Source organism: Sphaerisporangium flaviroseum, from assembly GCF_039537005.1.
GTDB lineage: Bacteria > Actinomycetota > Actinomycetes > Streptosporangiales > Streptosporangiaceae > Sphaerisporangium > Sphaerisporangium flaviroseum.
Genome location: NZ_BAAAZR010000001.1, coordinates 122,009 through 140,184 on the forward strand (window position 1 = coordinate 122,009; position 18,176 = coordinate 140,184).

15 protein-coding genes are annotated in these 18,176 nt (G+C 70.3%); 4 read left to right on the plus strand and 11 right to left on the minus strand.

What is annotated here, in order from left to right; translation table 11 throughout:
- Positions 1-44 precede the first annotated feature (44 nt).
- The 9 genes from ABD810_RS00590 to betA all read right to left on the minus strand — a co-directional run bounded on the left by ABD810_RS00590 (position 45) and on the right by betA (position 13,734).
- Positions 45-2,735: a 2Fe-2S iron-sulfur cluster-binding protein gene (locus ABD810_RS00590; protein WP_344932830.1), complete on the minus strand. Its 2,691-nt coding sequence runs from the start codon at positions 2,733-2,735 to the stop codon at positions 45-47.
- Positions 2,732-3,004, minus strand: coding sequence for a sarcosine oxidase subunit delta (locus tag ABD810_RS00595; RefSeq protein ID WP_344932832.1), 273 nt, complete (start codon positions 3,002-3,004; stop codon positions 2,732-2,734). The genes ABD810_RS00590 and ABD810_RS00595 overlap by 4 nt, the downstream gene beginning before the upstream one ends.
- 13 nt (positions 3,005-3,017) lie before the next feature.
- The gene (locus ABD810_RS00600) at positions 3,018-4,220 is read right to left on the minus strand and encodes a sarcosine oxidase subunit beta family protein (protein WP_344932834.1); all 1,203 of its coding nucleotides are present in this window, start codon (positions 4,218-4,220) and stop codon (positions 3,018-3,020) included.
- A 41-nt stretch (positions 4,221-4,261) separates the two neighbouring features.
- Positions 4,262-6,685, minus strand: a complete 2,424-nt coding sequence (locus tag ABD810_RS00605) for a GcvT family protein (protein ID WP_344932836.1) — start codon at positions 6,683-6,685, stop codon at positions 4,262-4,264.
- Positions 6,686-6,870: 185 nt separating this feature from the next.
- On the minus strand, positions 6,871-7,857 hold the full coding sequence (locus tag ABD810_RS00610) for an ABC transporter substrate-binding protein (RefSeq protein WP_344932838.1): 987 nt from the start codon (positions 7,855-7,857) through the stop codon (positions 6,871-6,873).
- A 100-nt stretch (positions 7,858-7,957) separates the two neighbouring features.
- Complete coding sequence (locus tag ABD810_RS00615) at positions 7,958-9,937, minus strand: ABC transporter permease subunit (RefSeq protein ID WP_344932841.1); 1,980 nt, start codon at positions 9,935-9,937, stop codon at positions 7,958-7,960.
- A gap of 52 nt (positions 9,938-9,989) precedes the next feature.
- Entirely contained in the window at positions 9,990-11,051 is a 1,062-nt protein-coding gene (locus tag ABD810_RS00620; RefSeq protein ID WP_344932844.1) for a quaternary amine ABC transporter ATP-binding protein, read from the minus strand.
- A gap of 174 nt (positions 11,052-11,225) precedes the next feature.
- A complete protein-coding gene (locus ABD810_RS00625) occupies positions 11,226-12,020 on the minus strand; it encodes an IclR family transcriptional regulator (RefSeq protein ID WP_344932847.1) in 795 nt (264 codons plus the stop codon).
- A 37-nt stretch (positions 12,021-12,057) separates the two neighbouring features.
- Positions 12,058-13,734 (minus strand): choline dehydrogenase, encoded by a 1,677-nt coding sequence (gene betA, locus ABD810_RS00630; RefSeq protein WP_344932849.1) that lies wholly within the window; start codon positions 13,732-13,734, stop codon positions 12,058-12,060.
- A 110-nt stretch (positions 13,735-13,844) separates the two neighbouring features.
- Between betA and ABD810_RS00635 the strand changes: the two genes are divergently transcribed.
- On the plus strand, positions 13,845-14,615 hold the full coding sequence (locus ABD810_RS00635) for an IclR family transcriptional regulator (RefSeq protein WP_344932851.1): 771 nt from the start codon (positions 13,845-13,847) through the stop codon (positions 14,613-14,615).
- A gap of 58 nt (positions 14,616-14,673) precedes the next feature.
- On the opposite strand, the gene ABD810_RS00640 is transcribed toward ABD810_RS00635, so the two are convergent.
- Positions 14,674-15,789 carry an aromatic ring-hydroxylating oxygenase subunit alpha gene (locus tag ABD810_RS00640; RefSeq protein WP_344932854.1) on the minus strand — a complete coding sequence of 372 codons (1,116 nt, stop codon included), beginning with the start codon at positions 15,787-15,789 and terminating at the stop codon, positions 14,674-14,676.
- Positions 15,786-16,145: a bifunctional 3-phenylpropionate/cinnamic acid dioxygenase ferredoxin subunit gene (locus ABD810_RS00645; protein WP_344932856.1), complete on the minus strand. Its 360-nt coding sequence runs from the start codon at positions 16,143-16,145 to the stop codon at positions 15,786-15,788. Before ABD810_RS00645 ends, ABD810_RS00640 begins: the two co-directional genes overlap by 4 nt.
- Before the next feature lie 398 nt (positions 16,146-16,543).
- On the opposite strand from ABD810_RS00645, the gene ABD810_RS00650 reads away from it, so the two are divergent.
- From ABD810_RS00650 to ABD810_RS00660, 3 genes are all read left to right on the plus strand, one after another.
- Positions 16,544-16,903, plus strand: a complete 360-nt coding sequence (locus ABD810_RS00650; protein ID WP_344932859.1) for a VanZ family protein — start codon at positions 16,544-16,546, stop codon at positions 16,901-16,903.
- Positions 16,904-17,055: 152 nt separating this feature from the next.
- Complete coding sequence (locus tag ABD810_RS00655) at positions 17,056-17,805, plus strand: GntR family transcriptional regulator (RefSeq protein WP_344935330.1); 750 nt, start codon at positions 17,056-17,058, stop codon at positions 17,803-17,805.
- A 124-nt stretch (positions 17,806-17,929) separates the two neighbouring features.
- Entirely contained in the window at positions 17,930-18,154 is a 225-nt protein-coding gene (locus ABD810_RS00660) for a hypothetical protein (protein ID WP_344932861.1), read from the plus strand.
- Positions 18,155-18,176: the final 22 nt, after the last annotated feature.

The window sequence follows — 18,176 nt, forward strand, 5'->3', positions numbered from 1 at the left end:
GCCATCCCCTCATGTCCTGCCGGCATCTCCTCGGAGCCCTGCGCTCAGCCATCGCGGCGTGCTCCCTCAGGGTCGTATAGGACGTGGTGGGTGACCGTCACCGGGATCAGGTGGTCGCCGACGGGAGCGTACAGGCGCTCGCCGATCCGCTCCCGGCCGCCGCTCACCAGCGCGAGCGCGAAGGTACGCCCGAGGGCGGCGCTGCGGTAGCTGGAGGTGACGTGGCCGAGCATGGGCACGGGCGGCTCAGGCAGCCGGTCGAAGGCCACCAACTGGGTGCCCTCGGGCACCAGGACGTCCGGGTCCTCGGGCAGCAGTCCCACCATCTGCCGGCGGCCGGGCCGGGTGATGCCGGCGCGGGAGTGGGACCGCTTGCCGATGAAGTCGGCCTTCTTCTTCGAGACGACCCAGTCCATGCCCAGATCCGCCGGGGTGACCGTGCCGTCGGTGTCCTGGCCGATGATGGGGTATCCCTTCTCGGCGCGAAGGACGTGCATGGTCTCGGTTCCGTACGGCGTGACCGCGCCGGTCCCGAGGACGGCCTTCCAGAGCTCGGCCCCGTACCACCAGCCGACGTTGATCTCGTAGGCCAGCTCGCCGGAGAAGCTGATCCGGCAGACCCGTGCCGGCAGGCCGGCCACCTCGGTGTCGCGCCAGGTCATGAACGGGAAGCTCTCGGTGTCCACGGCCAGGTCCGGGGCGAGCCCGGCCAGCACGTCCCGCGAACCGGGTCCGGCCAGCGCGACGGTCGCCCACTGCTCGGTCACCGAGGTGCAGTGGACGCGGAGCCCGGGCCACTCGGTCTGCAGCCACTCCTCCATCCAGTCGAGCACCGCCGCCGCGTTGCCCGTGGTCGTGGTCACGAGGAAGCGGTCAGGCGCCAGGCGGATGACGGTGCCGTCGTCGAACACCATGCCGTCGGCCCGGCACATCACCCCGTAGCGGATCGCGCCCACCTTGAGCGTGCTCATCATGTTCGTGTACAGGCGGTCGAGCAGTTCCCCCGCGTCCGGGCCCTGGACGTCGATCTTCCCCAGCGTGGAGGCGTCCATGGCGCCCGCCGCCCGCCGTACGGCCCGGCACTCGCGCAGGACCGCGCTCTCCATGTCCTCCCCCTGCGCGGGGTAGTACCAGGGCCGTTTCCACTGCCCGACATTCTCGAACAGGGCCCCGTGGGACACGTGCCAGTCGTGCATGGCGGTGACCCGTACGGGGTCGTGCAGCGCGCCCCGGTCACGTCCGGCGAGGGTCGCGAAGGACACCGGGACGTACGGCGCGCGGAACGTGGTCGTGCCCAGGTCCGCGACGCCGACCCCGAGCAGGTGGGCGACGACCGCGCCGGTCAGCGTGCCGGAGGTCTTGCCCTGATCGTGGGCCGTGCCCGCCGTGGTGTACCGCTTGACGTGCTCGACCGAACGCAGGCCCGCGTCGGTGGCCCGCCGGAGGTCGGCCACGGTCACGTCCCGCTGGAGGTCGACGAAATGACCGGTGTAGTCGTCGGAGGGGACCAGCCACACGTGCTCCGCGCGTACGTCCGCCAGGGGGGCCCGCGGTGAGCCGGACCCGGCGGCCTCGCCGTCGGCCAGGCATCCGGCCAGGGTGAGCACGCCCCGTGCCGACCCGGCGACCTCGACGGCCTGACCGGCCGGGGCGGCGCCTCCCGGGACGAAGGCGCCAAGGCCCTTGTCGTACTTCAGCTCCCCGCCGGCCTGGCTGAACAGGTGGACCACGGGGTTCCAGCCGCCGGAGACGAGCAGCAGGTCGGCCTCCACCTCGCGTGAACCGATCAGCACCGCCCGCACACCCTGGTCGCCGGAGCCGCCGAGGACCCCGGTCACCAGCCGCCCTTCCCGGGCGTCGGCGATCTCGACGATCTCCACACCCGCCTCCGCGAGGTCGCGGGCCGCGTCGTACGCGCTGTCGCCCGCGGTGAAGACCACCGCCCGGCGACCGGCCCGCACGCCGTACCGGTTGGCGTACGCCCGCGCGGCGGACGCCAGCATGACCCCCGGGAGGTCGTTGCCGCTGAAGGCGATCGGCCGTTCGTGCGCGCCCGTCGCCAGCACGACCCTGCCCGCCCGGATCCGCCAGACCCGCTCCCTGGTCACCGCGTCCTCACCCCGGCGCTCCACGGCGACGAGGTAGTTGTGGTCGTAGTACCCGACGACGCTCGTACGGGACAGGACGCGCACGTCGGGAAGGGCCTGGAGCCGGTCGGCCGTCTCGAGCGCCCACTGGGCGCCGGGCCGCCCGTCCACCGTCTCGGCGGTGTCCGGCAGGCTGCCTCCGGCCACGGGGCGGTCGTCGGCGAGGATCACCCGGGCGCCGGTGCGCGCTGCGGCCAGCGCGGCCGTTAGGCCCGCGGGACCGGCTCCCACCACCAGGACGTCGCAGTGGGCGTGCGTGGCGTCGTAGCGTGCCGGATCGGGGTCAGGCGAGAGCCTTCCCCGGCCGGCCAGGCTCGAGGCGGCCAGCCCTTCGTACAGCATGATCGTGGTGGCCTGCACCATGGGCTCGGGGAAGGGCCGTTCGATCTGGACCACGGCGTTGGGCTCCTCGGTCCACGCGCCGTAGACCCCGCGCGGGCGGCCCAGCGTGACGCTGGTCCCGATGCGCCGCACCCCGTTGGCCAGCAGGGCGGCGGCCAGGGTGTCGCCTCGCCGTCCCTCGTAGGCGCGGCCGTCGAAGGTGAACCGCAGTTTCTCGCCCTCGTGACCGGCCCGGCGGCGCGTCATCGTGTTCCCCCGTCGCCCGCGGCGGTGCCCGGCCGGATCTCGTTGGTGGCCGTGTCCCTGGTCAGGTTGAACCAGCGGCGGCAACCGGCCGCGTGGTTCCACCGCTCGGCGAACGGACCCTTCGGGTTGTCGCGGAAGAACAGGTAGTACGCCCACTCCTCGTCGGTGAGTGCGCCTGGGTCCTGCGGATAGGGGACGTGCGCCTGCCCGCCGTACCGGAACTCGGCCTCGTCGCGTGGCCCGCACCACGGACAGGGGATCAGCAGCATCGGTCGGGCTCCTTCAGTGGGCCACGGCGGCCGCGCCGTGCTCGTCCACGAGCGCGCCGGTGGTGAATCGTTCGAGGGTGAAGGGCGCGTTGAGGGGATGCGGCCCGTCGTTGGCGATCGTGTGCGCGTAGCACCAGCCGACGCCGGGTGTCGCCTTGAAGCCGCCCGTGCCCCAGCCGCAGTTGACGTACATGCCGTCGACGGGGGTGAGCCCGACGATCGGCGAGGCGTCCGGGGTGACGTCGACCACCCCGCCCCAGGTGCGCAGCACGTGCGCCCGGGCGAAGATGGGGAACAGCTCAAGCGCGGCGGCCATCTGCTGCTCGATGATGTGGAAGGCCCCGCGCTGGCGGTAGGAGTTGTACGCGTCGATGCCCGCGCCCATGACCAGCTCGCCCTTGTGCGCCTGGCTGACGTAGACGTGCACCGCGTTCGACATCACGACGGTGGGGTGCACCGGTTCGAGCAGCTCGGAGACCAGGGCCTGGAGAGGGTGGCTCTGGACGGGCAGCCGCAGCCCGGCCATCTCGGCCACCACGGAGGAGTGACCCGCGGCCGAGAGCGCCACACGGCCCGCCGCGATGCGCCCGCGCGTGGTCCGCACCGCCGCCGCCCTGCCGTTCACCACCTCAATGCCGGTGACCTCGCAGTGCTCGATGAAGTGGACGCCCAGCGCGGAGGCGGCCCTGGCGTATCCCCAGGCGACGTAGTCGTGCTTGGCGATCCCCGCGCGAGGCTGGTAGGTGGCCCCTAGGACCGGGTAGCGCGAGTCCTGGCGGATGTCGACGATGGGGCACAGCTCCTTGACCTGTGCCGGGTCCAGCCATTCGGCGTCCACGCCGTTCAGCCGGTTGGCGTTGACGCGGCGCACGCTGTCGCGCACGTCCTGGAGGCTGTGCGCGAGGTTCATCACGCCACGCTGGCTGAACAGGACGTCGTAGCCGAGCTCCTCCTCCAGCCCTTCCCACAGCTTCAGGGCGTGCTCGTAGATGCCCGCGCTCTCGTCCCACAGATAGTTCGACCGGATGATGGTCGTGTTGCGTGCCATGTTGCCACCGGCCAGCCAGCCCTTCTCCAGCACGGCGACGTTGGTGATCCCGTGGTTCTTCGCCAGGTAGTAGGCGGTGGCGATGCCGTGCCCGCCGCCTCCGACGATCACGACGTCGTAGGAGCTCTCCGGCTCGGGGCTGTCCCAGAGCCGGTCGGGGTCGGTCATGGTCCTCCCGTTCGTCACATGCGGGCGTGGGGACGCGTGGGTCACGCGCGCAGCCGCTTCATCGCGGGGTCGAAGAGCGGTTCCTCCGCGACGACGGCGGTGACGCGTCCGCCGAAGTAGCCGATGTGGACGATCTGTCCCGGCGTCGACAGCCCGGCGGGCAGCCACGCGTAGGCGATGGCCTTGCCGATGGTGTACCCGTACGCGGCACTGGTGACGTACCCAACGCAGGCCTCACCGTCGTAGACGGGCTCCTTGCCCATCACCACGCCGGCAGGGTCGTCGATGGTGAGGCAGGTCAGGCGGCGGCCGACCGACGCCCGGCGCTCCTCCAGCGCCGCCCTGCCGATGAAGTCGCCCTTGTCCGGCTTCACGGCGAAGCCCAGCCCCGCCTCGTACGGATCGTGTTCGTAGGTCATGTCGGTGCCGAAGGAGCGGTAGCCCTTCTCCAACCGCAGGCTGTTGAACGCGCCGCGCCCGCCGGCGACGACGCCGTACGCCTGCCCGGCCTCCCACAGCGTGTCCCACAGCTTGAGCCCCATGTCGGCCGTCGTGTAGAGCTCCCAGCCCAGCTCGCCGATGTAGGACAGGCGCAGCGCGGTGACCGGCACCGAGCCGATGTACGCCCGCTTGGCGCGGAAGTAGCGGAAGCCCTGGGCCGAGAAGTCCGCCTCGGTGAGCGGCGCGACCAGGTCACGCGCGTGCGGGCCCCAGACGCCGACGCAGCAGGTTCCGGGGGTGATGTCCCTGATGGACACCGAACCGTCGTTGGGCCGGTGCCGTGAGAGCCAGTCGAGGTCGAGGTTGCCGTTGGCCCCGACCTGGAACAGGTCGCGGCCGAGCCGGGCGACGGTGATGTCGCTGCGGATGCCGCCGTCCTGGTCGAGCAGCAGGCAGTACGTCACCGAGCCGACGGACTTGTCCACCTCACCGGTCGAGACGCGCCCGAGGAACGCCGCCGCCCCCGGCCCGCTGACCTCCAGCCGCTTCAGCGCGGTCATGTCGTACAGGGCGACGCCCTCTCGGGACGCTTGCGCCTCCGCGCCCACGATGGGCGACCAGTAGCGCGCCGCCCAGTCGCCGGGGGTGGGAATGTCGCGGCCGCCGGCCAGCCCGGCGTTGGCCTCGTACCACTGGGGGCGTTCCCATCCCGACGCCTCCAGCGGGAAGGCGCCGAGCTCCCGCTGCCGCAGGTGGAAGGGGCTCACCCGGAGCGGGCGGAGGTTCTCCGGCGGCTGGAGGGGATGGATGATGTCGTAGACCTCGACGAAGTTCTGGCAGTCGCGCGTCAGGACGTACTCCGGGGCGAGCTGGTGCGGCTCGAAGCGGTTCACGTCGCACTCGTGCAGGTCGAACGACGAGCAGTGCCCGTCGACCAGCCATTCGGCCATGGCCCGCGCCACGCCCGCCGAGTGGGTGACCCAGACGGCCTCGGCGACCCAGAACCCCGTGACCTCGCGAGAGGGGCCGAGCAGAGGCATGTTGTCGGTGGTGAAGGAGAAGAGCCCGTTGATGCCCTCCTCGATCTTGGCGTCCTGGGTGGCGGGAAGCAGCGACAGGGTCTCGGTCCAGGCGTCGGCGAAGTCGTCGGGGGTGAACGCCATCACCGACGGCATGACCTCGGCGGCGTCCACTGGAAGTATCGACTCGGCCCGCACCGGCATCGGCCGGTGGCCGTAGTAGCCGACGGCCAGCCGGTCGTACCGCTCGCGGTAGTACAGGTCGGCGTCCTGGTGCCGCAGGATCGGGCGGGTCGCCTCCTCGGCCTGCCCGCTCAGCGCGGGAACCGGCCCGGTCCAGGCGAGCTGGTGGGCGAGCGGCGTGAGCGGCAGCTCCATCCCCACCATGCCCGCGACCTTGGGGCCCCAGATGCCCGCACAGCAGACGACGAGGTCGGCGGGGAGCTCACCCCGGTCGGTCACGACGGCCGTCACCCGGTCGTCCTCGACGCGGATGTCCAGCACCTCGTGCCGGTCGAGCACCCGCACGCCGCGGTCACGGGCGAGCCGAAGCTGTGCCTCGACGGCCTGTACGGCCTTGGCGATCCCGTCGGTCGCGACGTACAGGCCGCCCAGCACGCGCTCGGGGTCGAGCAGGGAGTGGCGCGCCACGCACTCCTCGGTGGTCAGCAGCTCGGCGTCGAGGCCCCACGCGGTGGCCCAGCCGTGCCGCCGACGTAGCTCCGCGAACCTCTCGGGGGTCGTGGCCACCTCCAGGCCGCCGACCTGGAGGAAGCAGCCGAGCCCCATGAGCTTCTCGACGGTGTAGCGCGCCAGCCCGGTCATGGTCTTGGACGGGTTGGTCTGGAACACCAGGCCGGGGGCGTGTGTCGAGGACCCGCCGGCCGCGGGAACCGTGCCCTGGTCCACCACCGTGATGTCGTCCCAGCCTCTGGCCGACAACTCGTCGGCGAGCGCCGCGCCCACCACACCAGCTCCGATGACGACGACCCGGGGGCCTGCCATTGCCACCTCCGTTGCGCATGATGAACCGTGGTGCGCTTTCCGCAACAAGCGTGACCGGCCAGGTAGGTGGTGTCAAGAGCGTCACACCAACGGAAACCGCAGGGGCGAGCGTGGGGGAAGGTGTCCGGACATGACGACGCCGCGCCCGCGGAGGATGTGCGGGCGCGGCGTCGTGCCGGCGGGGTCTAGCTGGTGGGAAGCCAGGCCTTCACCTTGTCGGGGTTGTCGGTGGCCCACTTCTCGGCGGCGTCCTCGGGCGACATCTTGTCCTCGGAGATGTACTTCGCCACGAGGTTCTGGTCGTCGTTGGTCCAGGTGAAGTTCTTGACGAGCTGGTACGCCGGGCTGCCGGAGTCCGCGAACTTCTTGCTCACGATCTTGTCCAGCTCGTACGGCGGGTAGTCGCACGCGACCTTGGCGGCGTCGGCGTCGCACCCCTCGGTGTACGTGGGCAGGTTGACCTTGACCAGCTTGACCTCGGACAGGAACCACTGCGGCTCGTAGAAGTACCCGAGCATCGGCTTCTTCTGGGCCTCGGCCTGGCGGAATCCGGTGATCAGCGCCGCCTCGCTGCCGGCGTACACGACCTTGTAGTTCAGGTCGAGGTTCTTGACCAGGGCGGCGTCGTTGGTGACGAACGAGGGGTCGCCGTCGAGAAGCTGTCCCTTGCCGTCCGACTCGGAGGTCTTGAACAGGTCGGCGTACTTGTCGAGGTTCTTCCAGTCGGTGATGTCGGGGTACTTCTGGGCCATCCACGGCGGCACGTACCAGCCGATGACGCCCTTGTTCCCCGTCGAGCCCGCCTCGACGGCGACCTTCTGGTCCTCGATGTACTTCTTCTTCAGGTCCGGGTGGCCCCAGTTCTCCACGACCGCGTCGACCTCACCGGTCGCGAACCCCTGCCAGGCCACCTCCTCCTTGAGGTCCTTCTTCGTGACCTCGCAGCCGAGTTCCTTCTCGGCCACGTACGCGATGACCGCCGCGTTGGCCTCGTATCCGACCCAGGGATTGATCGCGATGTTGACGGCGCCGCAGTCCTTCTTCGCCGGAGCCGACCCACCTGAGGCGGACGGGCTCTCTCCCACCTTCGCGCCACCGCACGCGGAGACAAGGAGGCCGACGGCCGCCACGAGCACGACCGCCCGCGGCCGTGCGATCCTCGAAACTCTCACCAAGCTCCTCCTGAGTCGAAAGCCGCCTGAGACGGCCCGCTGTGCCCCATGACGGGCGTTTCCGAACTCCCCGATCGAACCCTCCACCGGTCTGCCGCCATCAGTGCCTCCCATGGGCGGCGGCGTCGGCCCGCCGGGCCGCGGTCTTGGTCAGCGCGGCCAGCAGGGTGCCGAGCACCACGATCGCGAGCCCCGCGGCCAGGCCCTTGCCCCGCAGTTGCAACTGGGAGAATCCCGCCACCACGTCGTAGCCCAGCGCGCCCGCGCCCACCAGGCCACCGACCACCACCATGGCCAGTACGTAGCACAGCCCCTGGCTCGCGGCGAGGGCGACGGCGCTGCGCGCCATCGGCACCTGCACCTTGGAGATGATCTGCCACGTGCTCGACCCGGCCGCCGTTGCGGCCTCGACGGCGCTCACCGACACGCCCCTGATGCCGTCGGCGACGAGCTTGACCGCCACCGGCGCGGCGTAGACGACCGCCGCGATGATGGCCGTGAAGCGTGTGGCGCCGAACAGTCCGAGGATCGGGACGAGATACACGAAGGCGGGCATGGTCTGCCCGGCGTCCAGCACCGGGCGCACCACCTGGTCGACGCGGTCGTCGCGTCCCATCCAGACCCCGACCACGATGCCCAGCGCCATCACGAGCACGGTCGCCACGAGCGTCGCGGCCAGCGTCACCATGCTGTCCTGCCACAGCCCGAGCAGCACCAGCAGGGCGAGGCACACGGCGCAGACCACCGCGACCCGCACGGTGGCCAGCACCAGCGCCATCGCGGTCACCGCCGCCAGGACCAGCCACCACGGTGATCCGGTCAGCACCGCCTCGAACGGGTTGAGCAGGCCGTAGGTGACGAGGTTCTTGAAGCCGTTGGTGTAGGTGTAGAGGTTCGTCTGCGTCCACTGGCTCGCCGCGTCGGCGCCGCTGCGGACGTAGGAACCCAGATCCACGTCGCCGGGGAACTCCGCGGCCCACACGTAGATGTACGACAGGTAGACGAGCACCGCCGTGACCGCCAGCACGACGGCCACCTGGACACGGCGCCAGAGCGGCCCCCGGGTGCGACCCGCGCGGTGGGCGGTCTCGACGCGGCGACCGGCCGCCGAGGTCACCCGGTCGAGCACGATGGCCATGATGACGATCGCCAGACCGGCGTTGAAGGACGTGCCGACGTCCAGCGTCTCCAGCGCCTTGAGCACGGTCTTGCCGAGCCCGGGCGCGTCGATGAGCGCGGCGATGGTCGCCATGGCCAGCGCGGCCATGATGGTCTGGTTGACCCCGACGACGATGGTCCGCTTGGCCAGCGGGAGCCGCACCTTGCGCAGGAGCTGCCACGGGGTCGAGCCCAGCGAGGTGCCCGCCTCCACGGTCGTCGCCGGCACCTCCCTGATCGCGTGGGCGGTGATGCGGATCGCCGGCGGGATCGCGTAGATCATCGTCGCCACGGTGGCGCTCGCCGGGCCGATGAGGAAGAACAGCGTGAGCGGCGCGAGGTAGACGAACGTCGGCATCGTCTGCATGAAGTCGAGCACCGGGGTGACCAGGCGGTCGAACCGGTCGTTCAGCCCCGCCCAGATCCCGAGCGGGATGCCGGCGGCCAGCGACAGCACGACGGCGCAGGTCGTCAGCGCCAGCGTGTCCATGCTCTCCTCCCACAGGCCGAGCAGCCCGAAGGAGGCGAATCCGGCCGCGGTCAGCAGCGCCACCCTGAGGTTGCCGTACAGCAGGGCGACGGCCGTGGCGATGCCGGTCACGCCCAGCCAGCCGATCACCGGAACCGGACGGCCGAAGGACGGCCGGCTGATCAGCGCCTGGACGAACGAGACGAACTCGTCGAGGAAGAGCCGGATGTAGTTGATGAAGTACAGGAACAGCGGGTTGGAGTCGCGGCTGCGGTCGACGGCTTCGGCGGCCTGGCCGATCCGCTCGTGCAGCGGGGTCAGCTCGGCGCCGCCGAGCGGCAAGGTGGCCTGGCCCCGGAACAGGGCCCACAGCAGAAGCCAGACGGCGAGGATCCCTGCCAGCAGGTACGGGCGCGACCACACCGGCCGGCGCGCCACCACGGTCGCCGTCATGCCGCGCTCACCCCGCGAGGTGCTCGCCTCGCCGGGATCTCCTTCGTCGCGCTCATTCCGCGATCACCTCGAGGATCTCGGCGCTTCCTACGACGCCGAGCAGCTCACCGTCCGACACCACCCGTACGGGGCGGTCGGCGTGCAGGACGGTGTGCACGGCGTCCTTGATGACGACGTCGGGCCCCAGCTCCGGACCGTCCAGCGGGTCCTCTCCCGAAGGTGGTCTCATGATCCAGCGCAGGGTCAGGACGTGCGAGCGGGACACGTCGCGCACGAACTCCCGGACGTAGTCGTCGGCGGGGGCGCCCACCACCTCGTCAGGGGTGCCGGTCTGGACGAGCCCGCCGTCGCGCATGACCAGGATGCGGTCACCGAGCTTGAGCGCCTCGCTCAGGTCGTGGGTGATGAAGATCATCGTCTTGCCGACCTCGCGGTGCAGGCGGATGACCTCGTTCTGCATGTCGCGGCGGATCAGCGGGTCGAGCGCCGAGAACGGCTCGTCGAAGAACAGCACTTCGGGGTCCACCGCGAGGGCGCGGGCCAGTCCCACCCGCTGCTGCATGCCGCCGGAGAGCTGGTCGGGATAGGACTCTCCGTATCCCGAGAGCCCGACGAGGTCGAGCATCTCCGTGGCCCGCCGGTAGCGGGCCTCCTTCTTCAGGCCCTGGATCTCCAGCCCGTAGGCGATGTTGTCCAGCACCCGCCGGTGGGGCAGCAGGCCGAAATGCTGGAAGACCATCGCGAACCTGCGGCGGCGCAGCTCACGGAGCTCCTTGTCGCCGGCCTTGCGGATGTCGTGCCCGTCGAGCAGCACCTCGCCGGCGGTGGGCTCGACCAGCCGGGTCAGGCAGCGCACGAGGGTCGACTTGCCGGAGCCGGAAAGACCCATGACGACGAAGACCTCGCCGCGCCGTACGGCGAACGAGGCGTCGCGCACGGCGGCGACGCAGCCCGTGCGCTCCTTGAGCTCGGCCCGGGAGAGCTCCGCGAGCGGCGTGCCCGCCACGCGGTCGGCCCGGGGACCGAAAACCTTCCACAGGCCGCGCACGTCGAGGATCACCGGCTCCTCGCTCGTGGAGGGCTGCGAGAGCTCGGTCGGCGACGTCGCGGTCATGGTCACCTCGCGGTTCGAGGAGTGGAGGCCGGTCAAGCCCTCCGGGTGTCACCACGGCAGAGACCTGCCGCGGACCTCTCCATAGGCATCCAGTTGCGTATCACGCACCAGAATGCTTAACGAGGAACAGAATCGACCCTGAGGTGAGCCCCGTCAAGGCTTGCCGTGTTTCCCCTATTGACCGAAACGCGCACGGCCGTACCACCCAAGACGTGAAGAAACCTCTGCGGCGGCGGCCACCACCTGGGCGGCAACGGCCGAGAGCCGCTCGGCGGTGAGCCGGAACGTGGGCCCCGAAGCGCTCAGCGAGGCCACCACCGTGCCGTCGGCGCCGAAGACCGGCGCGGCGACGGCTGTCAGGCCCACCTCAAGCTCGTCGACGGCCGTCGCGTACCCGCGGTCGAGCACGGCGTCGAGCTCCTCGCGCAGCCGGGCGGCGTCGGTGACGGTGCGCTCGGTGAAGCGCGTGAGCCGGCCCGCCGTCACCTCCTCGAACCGGCCGGTGGGAGCGTAGGCGAGCAGCACCTTGCCGTTGGAGGTGGCGTGCAGCGCGATGCGCCGGCCCGTCCAGTTGTGCGCCTGCAGCGCGGACGTGCCGGCCATCTGGTCGAGATAGAGCGCCTCGTCACGGTCGAGGATCGCGATGTTGACGGTCTCGCCGACCTCCGCCGCCAGCCGGGCGCCGACCGGGCGCCCCTCCCGCACGACGTCGAGCCTCGCGGTGGTCGCGCCCGCGAGGCGCACGACGCCGATGCCCAGGCGGTAGCGCCCGCGCTCGTCGTTCTGGTGGACCAGGTCGTGGTTCTCCAAGGTGGCGACGAGCCGGAACGCCGTCGAGCGATGGACTCCGAGCTCGGCGGCTATCTCGCTGACACCGAGCTCGCCGTGGCGCGCCAGCAGTTTGAGTACCGACAGCGCGCGGTCGACGGACTGCACGCCTGCGCTGTCACGCTCGCCCTCGTTGCCCATGACACAACCCTATTCAGAATGCGCACAGCCGTCTCGTCTACTCCGGCACCGCGGAAGTGGTGCCCGGGTGCCGGTAGAACTCGACGTACTCCGGCGGGAGAGGAGTGTTGCCCAGGATCAGGTCGGCGGACTTCTCGGCCACCATCATCACCGGCGCGTAGATGTTGCCGTTGGTGACGTACGGCATGACCGAGGCGTCGACCACGCGCAGCCCGTCCAGCCCGTGCACTCTCATGGTGGCCGGGTCGACCACGCTGCCCTCGCCGACCCCCATGCGTGCCGTGCAGGAGGGATGCAGGGCGGTCTCGCCGTCACGCGCCACCCAGTCGAGGATCTCCTGGTCGGTCTCGACCGACGGTCCCGGCGACAGCTCGCCCGCGTTGTAAGGATCCATCGCGCTCTGGTGGAGGATGTCGCGCGCGACGCGGATCGCCTCCACCCACTCCCGCCGGTCCTGGTCGGTGGACAGGTAGTTGAAGCGGAGCGCCGGATGCACCCGGGGATCGGTGCTCCGGATCTTCACCGAGCCCCGCGAGTCGGAGTACATGGGTCCGATGTGCACCTGGTAGCCGTGCCCGCCCGCCGGAGCCGAGCCGTCGTAGCGCACGGCCACCGGGAGGAAGTGGAACATCAGGTTGGGGTAGGCCACGTCCTCGTTGCTCCGGGTGAAGCCGCCCGCCTCGAAGTGGTTGGTGGCCCCCGGGCCCCTGCGCAGGAACAGCCACTGCGCCCCCACCCACGGGCGGTTGCGCCACTTCATCGCGGGCTGCATCGACACCGGCTGCTTGCAGCCGTACTGCACGTAGACCTCGAGGTGGTCCTGAAGGTTCTCCCCGACGCCCGGCAGGTCATGGACGGGCTGAACCCCGACGGCCTTCAACTCGGCGGCGTCGCCCACCCCGGAGAGCTGGAGGAGCTGCGGAGAGTTGATCGCGCCGCCGCACAGGACGACCTCGCCCGCCCGCACGGTCCGGCCGTTGTACTCGACGCCGACGGCGCGCTTCCCCTCGAAGAGGATCTTGGTCACGAAGGCCCGCGTCCTGATCTCCAGGTTGGGACGTCGCTTGACCGGGTGCAGGTACGCGCGGGCGGCGGACAGGCGGCGGCCCCGGCGGATGTTCCGGTCGAAGGCCGCGAAGCCCTCCTGGCGGAAGCCGTTCACGTCGTCGGTCAGGGGATACCCGGCCTGCTGCACGGCCTCGAAGAAGGCGCCGAACAGCGGGCCGGACGCGGGACCGCGCTCCAGGGTGAGAGGCCCGTCGTGCCCGCGGAAGCCGGTGCCGGGATCGGCCGTGCAGTTCTCCATCCGCTTGAAGTACGGCAGGCAGTGCGCGTAGTCCCAGGACTCCATGCCCGGGTCGGCGCCCCAGCGCTCGTAGTCGAGCGGGTTGCCGCGCTGGAAGATCATGCCGTTGATGCTGCTCGACCCGCCCAGCACCTTGCCGCGGGCGTGGTAGATGCGCCGGCCGTTCATGTGCGGCTCGGGCTCGGACTCGTACTTCCAGTCGTAGAACCGGCTGCCGATGGGGAACATCAGCGCGGCGGGCATGTGGATGAAGACGTCCCAGGGGAAGTCCGAGCGGCCGGCCTCCAGGACCAGCACCCGGACGGAAGGATCGGCGGACAGTCGGTTCGCCAGAGCGCTCCCGGCCGACCCACCGCCGACGATGACGAAGTCGTACATATCTGTCTCGTCTCGCTCGTGTTCCGCCATGCGGTCATTCGTTGGTAGCGATTGACGCACACCGTTGCGGTATCCGCAACCATCCGGAACCGGCCGGGCAAATGGACGCCGTCACAGCGCACCGCCTACAGTCCCCAGCTATGGGCAACGATTCCTCGGCCGGCGTGCAGTCGGTCGACCGGGCCATCAGCGTGCTGGAGATCCTCTCCCAGCGCGGCGAGGCCGGTGTCAGCGAGATCGCGGCGGAGATCGGCGTCCACAAGTCGACGGCCTTCCGGCTTCTCGGCGCCCTGGAGGCCAGGAGCCTGGTCGAGCAGGCGGAGGACCGCGGGAAGTACCGGCTCAGCTTCGGCGTCATCCGCCTCGCGGGCGGCGTCGCCTCCCGCCTCGACCTCACCCAGCAGGGCAGGCCCGTCTGCCGCCGCCTGGCCGAGGAGATCGGCGAGACCGTCAACATCGCCGTCGTGCGCTCCCACTACGCCGTCAACCTCGACCAGGTGCGCGGCCCGTCGGCGGTCACCGCGCACAACTGGGTCGGGCAGCTCACCCCGCTCCACGCCACCTCCAGCGGCAAGATCCTTCTGGCCCACCTCGACGACCGGCATCGTGACCAGTTGCTGTCCGCCGCCGGCCTTCCGCGCTTCACTCCCGGCACCATCACCTCGGCGGCCGAGCTGCTGCCCCAGCTCGACGAGGCCAGGGAGCGGGGGTACGCCGTGACCCTCGAGGAGTACGAAGTCGGGCTCAACGCCATGGCCGCCGCCATCCGCTCCTACGACGGCGAGGTCGTGGCGGCCGTCAGCGCCTCCGGGCCGGCCTACCGCTTCAGCGCGGAGCGCATGCACCAGCTCGCCCCCGTCCTGATGGGCGGCGCGGCCGACATCGGCCACCGCCTCGGCTTCGCCGGGTGAGCCCGGTCCGGCCGAGCGCCCGGTACGCCCGCCGGACCGGGCTCCAAGGGTCAGCCGGTCAGCGCGTCAGGCCGAGCCGGCCGGCGACCCAGTCGTGGAAGATCGCGATGTGGTGCTCGCTGGGCACCAGCACTCCGCCGTTCGCGTACGCACGGGAGCTCATGCCCGGCTGGCACCGCTCACACGCGTCGAAGTCCTGCTCGTTGACCTTGTGGAAGAGCTCGACGGACGGGCCGAGGTCCCTGCCGCTCTCCACGACCTCCGGCAGGAACAGCCAGTCGCACTCGACCACCGTACGGTCGGCCGCCAGGGGGAACATCCGGTGCACGATGGCATGGTCGGGCACGAGGTTGACGAAGACCTGCGGCTTGATGGTGATGGCGTAGTAGCGGCGGTCCTGGTCCTCGGTGACGCCCGGGATGCGGTCGACGCCGGGTGAGCCGTCGACCGTGAAGCCCTGGATGCCCGCGCCGAACTCGGCGCCGTGCCCGATGAAGTACTGCGCGGCGTACCCGTCGGCGAACTCCGGAAGCACCTCGGTCAGCTCGGGGTGGATCGTCGCGCAGTGGTAGCACTCCATGAAGTTCTCGACGATCAACTTCCAGTTGGCCTTGACGTCGTAGACGATCCTGCGTCCGACCTTGAGGTTCTCGACGCCGTAGTTCTCGATCGAGGTGAGGTCGCCCAGACGGGTCACGACCGCGCCGAGCACGTCCTCCTCGAAGGACGGAGGCTCGTCGGCCAGGCACACCCAGACGTACCCCAGCCACTCACGCACGTGCACCTTCACCAGGCCGTACGCGACCCGGTCGATGTCGGGCATCTTGGTGAGGTTCGGCGCCGCGATCAGCTTGCCTTCGAGGTCGTACGTCCAGGCGTGGTAGGCGCACTGGAAGGCCCGCCGCACCTCGCCCGACTCCTCCGCGCACAGGCGTGCGCCGCGGTGCCGGCAGACGTTCAGGAACGCGCGGATCGAGCCGTCCTTGGCGCGGCTGACGATGACGCTCTCGCGCCCGACCTGGACGGTGCGGAACGCGCCCGGCTTGCCGAGATCATCGGACCTGACCGCGCAGAACCACATCTCCTCGAAGATCCGCTGCTGTTCGAGGGCGAAGATGTTCTCGTCGGTGTAGAGGCCGCCGGCAAGGGTGGCGAGCAGGCTCGACGTGCTCATGATTCGTTCCCGGCTCGTCCCGCCGCGAGGCCCGGCGGCAGGTTGGGGGCGGCGTCGGACGGCACCACGTAGATCATCCCGTCCTCCACCACGACGCCGTGGGTGCGCACGGCGAGCTTGGCCGGCGGGGAGTCCACCCGGCCGGTCCGCAGGTCGAAGCGGCTGGAGTGCAGCGGACACTCGATCTCGCAGCCCTCCAGCCATCCGTCCGACAACGAGGCGTCCTGGTGCGTGCAGGTGTCGTCGACGGCGAAGACCTCGCCGTCGTCGGTGTGGAAGACGGCCACGGGCGGATCGATGTCGAGCCGGTAGGCCTCGCCTCGCGGCAGAGCCGCGAGAGGACACGCTGGGATCACGCGGCTACCCCTCAGTTGTGAGTGGCGGAACAGTAATCGCTATGCGCAACAGATTGCGTCCCAGGTGAGGTGGCTGTCAATACACCGGGTAGGCGTGTGCCAGGGAGGCACTCTGGGCCCGGCCTTTCTCCGAGGCCAGCTTCCTGTTACCTGGACCGGTCCCGGCGCACGCCTGGGATCTTCCCGAGCACGGACCCCCATCCGGAAAGATGTCCGCCATGCGGCTTGAATGGCCCCCCTGGGGATATGTCGTCTTAGCTACACTTTTGTCGCTGCCTGTCGCTCTCTTCGGGGCACACCTCTTAGCCGGGCGGCGTGACAGGCGGGGACATCCGCGGCCGGTCCGTACGGCTTACGCCGATGTTCTCATCGTCGCCGGCACCTTTCCCTGGCTCTGGATGATCCTCACGCCGGGAGCCGCCTCGGGCGTCAGCCTCGTGCCGCTACGCGATCTCGCGGAGCTGGCGAACGGTCGATTCGGAACGGCGTTCGTGCAGGTCGTAGGCAACCTTCTGGTGTTCGCCGCGCTCGGCGCGCTCCTCCCTCTCCGCTCGCCGCACTTCACCCGCCTCTGGCGCGTCGCCCTCCTCGCCGCGGCCCTGTCGATCACGGTGGAGGCGCTGCAGTACGGCCTGCGCCTCGGCCGCGTCTCGTCGATCGACGACGTTCTCCTCAACACCGTGGGAGCGGTACTGGCGAGCCTGGCCTCACGGCCGTGGCAGGCCGGTCCGCCACCGGTTGGGACCGGTCCACAATGACGGGGCACGAAAGGCCCCGAAGATCACCACACGGGCATGATTCGCACAAAAGAAGCACGGGACCATCCTGCGTATCTGTGCGATCGTGGACAAGGCGGGGCAAGTTCTCTGGAGACGCGGACCGCGTTGGTGACTGAGGGTGATAGAGCGTGATGGAATCCCCGGTACCTCACGAACCCCCGATCTATCGCCGTATCGCCGATCGCCTGCGCCAGGCGATCCTGGCAGGCGAGTTCCGGGATGGGGATCGACTGCCGGGCGAGAACGCCCTCATGAGCGAGTACGGCATCGCCCGCGCCACGGCGAGGCAGGCGCTGGCCGTCCTCATCAACGAGGGCGTCGCCGTGCCCCGGCGCGGGTCAGGGGTGTACGTACGGCAGTTCCGGCCGATCCGCAGGCACGGCTCCCGCCGCCTGTCTCGCGAGCAGTGGGGCACCGGCAGGGCCATCTGGGACTCCGACACGACCGGCCGGCCGTACGTGGTCGACGACCTCACGGTCACGCGGGAGACGGCCGGGGAGGACGCCGCCAGGGTGCTCGACTGCGTCGAGGTGTGGGTACGACGGCGCCGCTACTCGGTGGACGGGCGGCCGGTACAGCTCGCGGCCTCCCACTTTCCGGCCGAACTCGTCGCGGAGTCGCCGATCACCGTGCCGGACACCGGCCCGGGCGGCGTCTACGCCCGGCTTCGTGACCTCGGGCACCCTCCCGTGCACTTCACCGAGGAGGTGCGCGCCCGGATGCCCACGCCGGAGGAGACGGCCAAGCTCGGCCTGCCCGCCGGTACGCCGGTGATCGAGGTGTGCCGTTCGGCCTACGCCGCCGGGGGCAGGGCGGTCGAGCTCAACAAGATGATCATGGATGCCGCTTCGTATGTACTTCAGTACGACTTCGACGCCTGAGTCAAGGCACCGCGCCCGGCGTTAGGTTGACCTGTCCACCCCGAACATTGATTTCTCTAGAGATGTCCCTCACCGTGAGGGGGAACGGTACAAACCTGGCCCTACCGCGGGAAGGGTGGACGGGATGTCGTTTGACCGGCACCTCGCCGAAATCGCCCGGGAGTTTCCCGACTGGACAATCTGGCGGAGTGACGCCGGGCGGTGGTGGGCCACCCGCCACCACCTGCTCACCGAGCGGGAACGTGACGCGGGATGCGCGATGACGATCGACGCCGATGATCCGGACGGGCTGCGCGAGAGGCTGCTGGAGCAGCAGGAGTGCATGTCATCGATCGATCGCGAGACCTGAGCGCAGGCGAGGGCCGGCGACA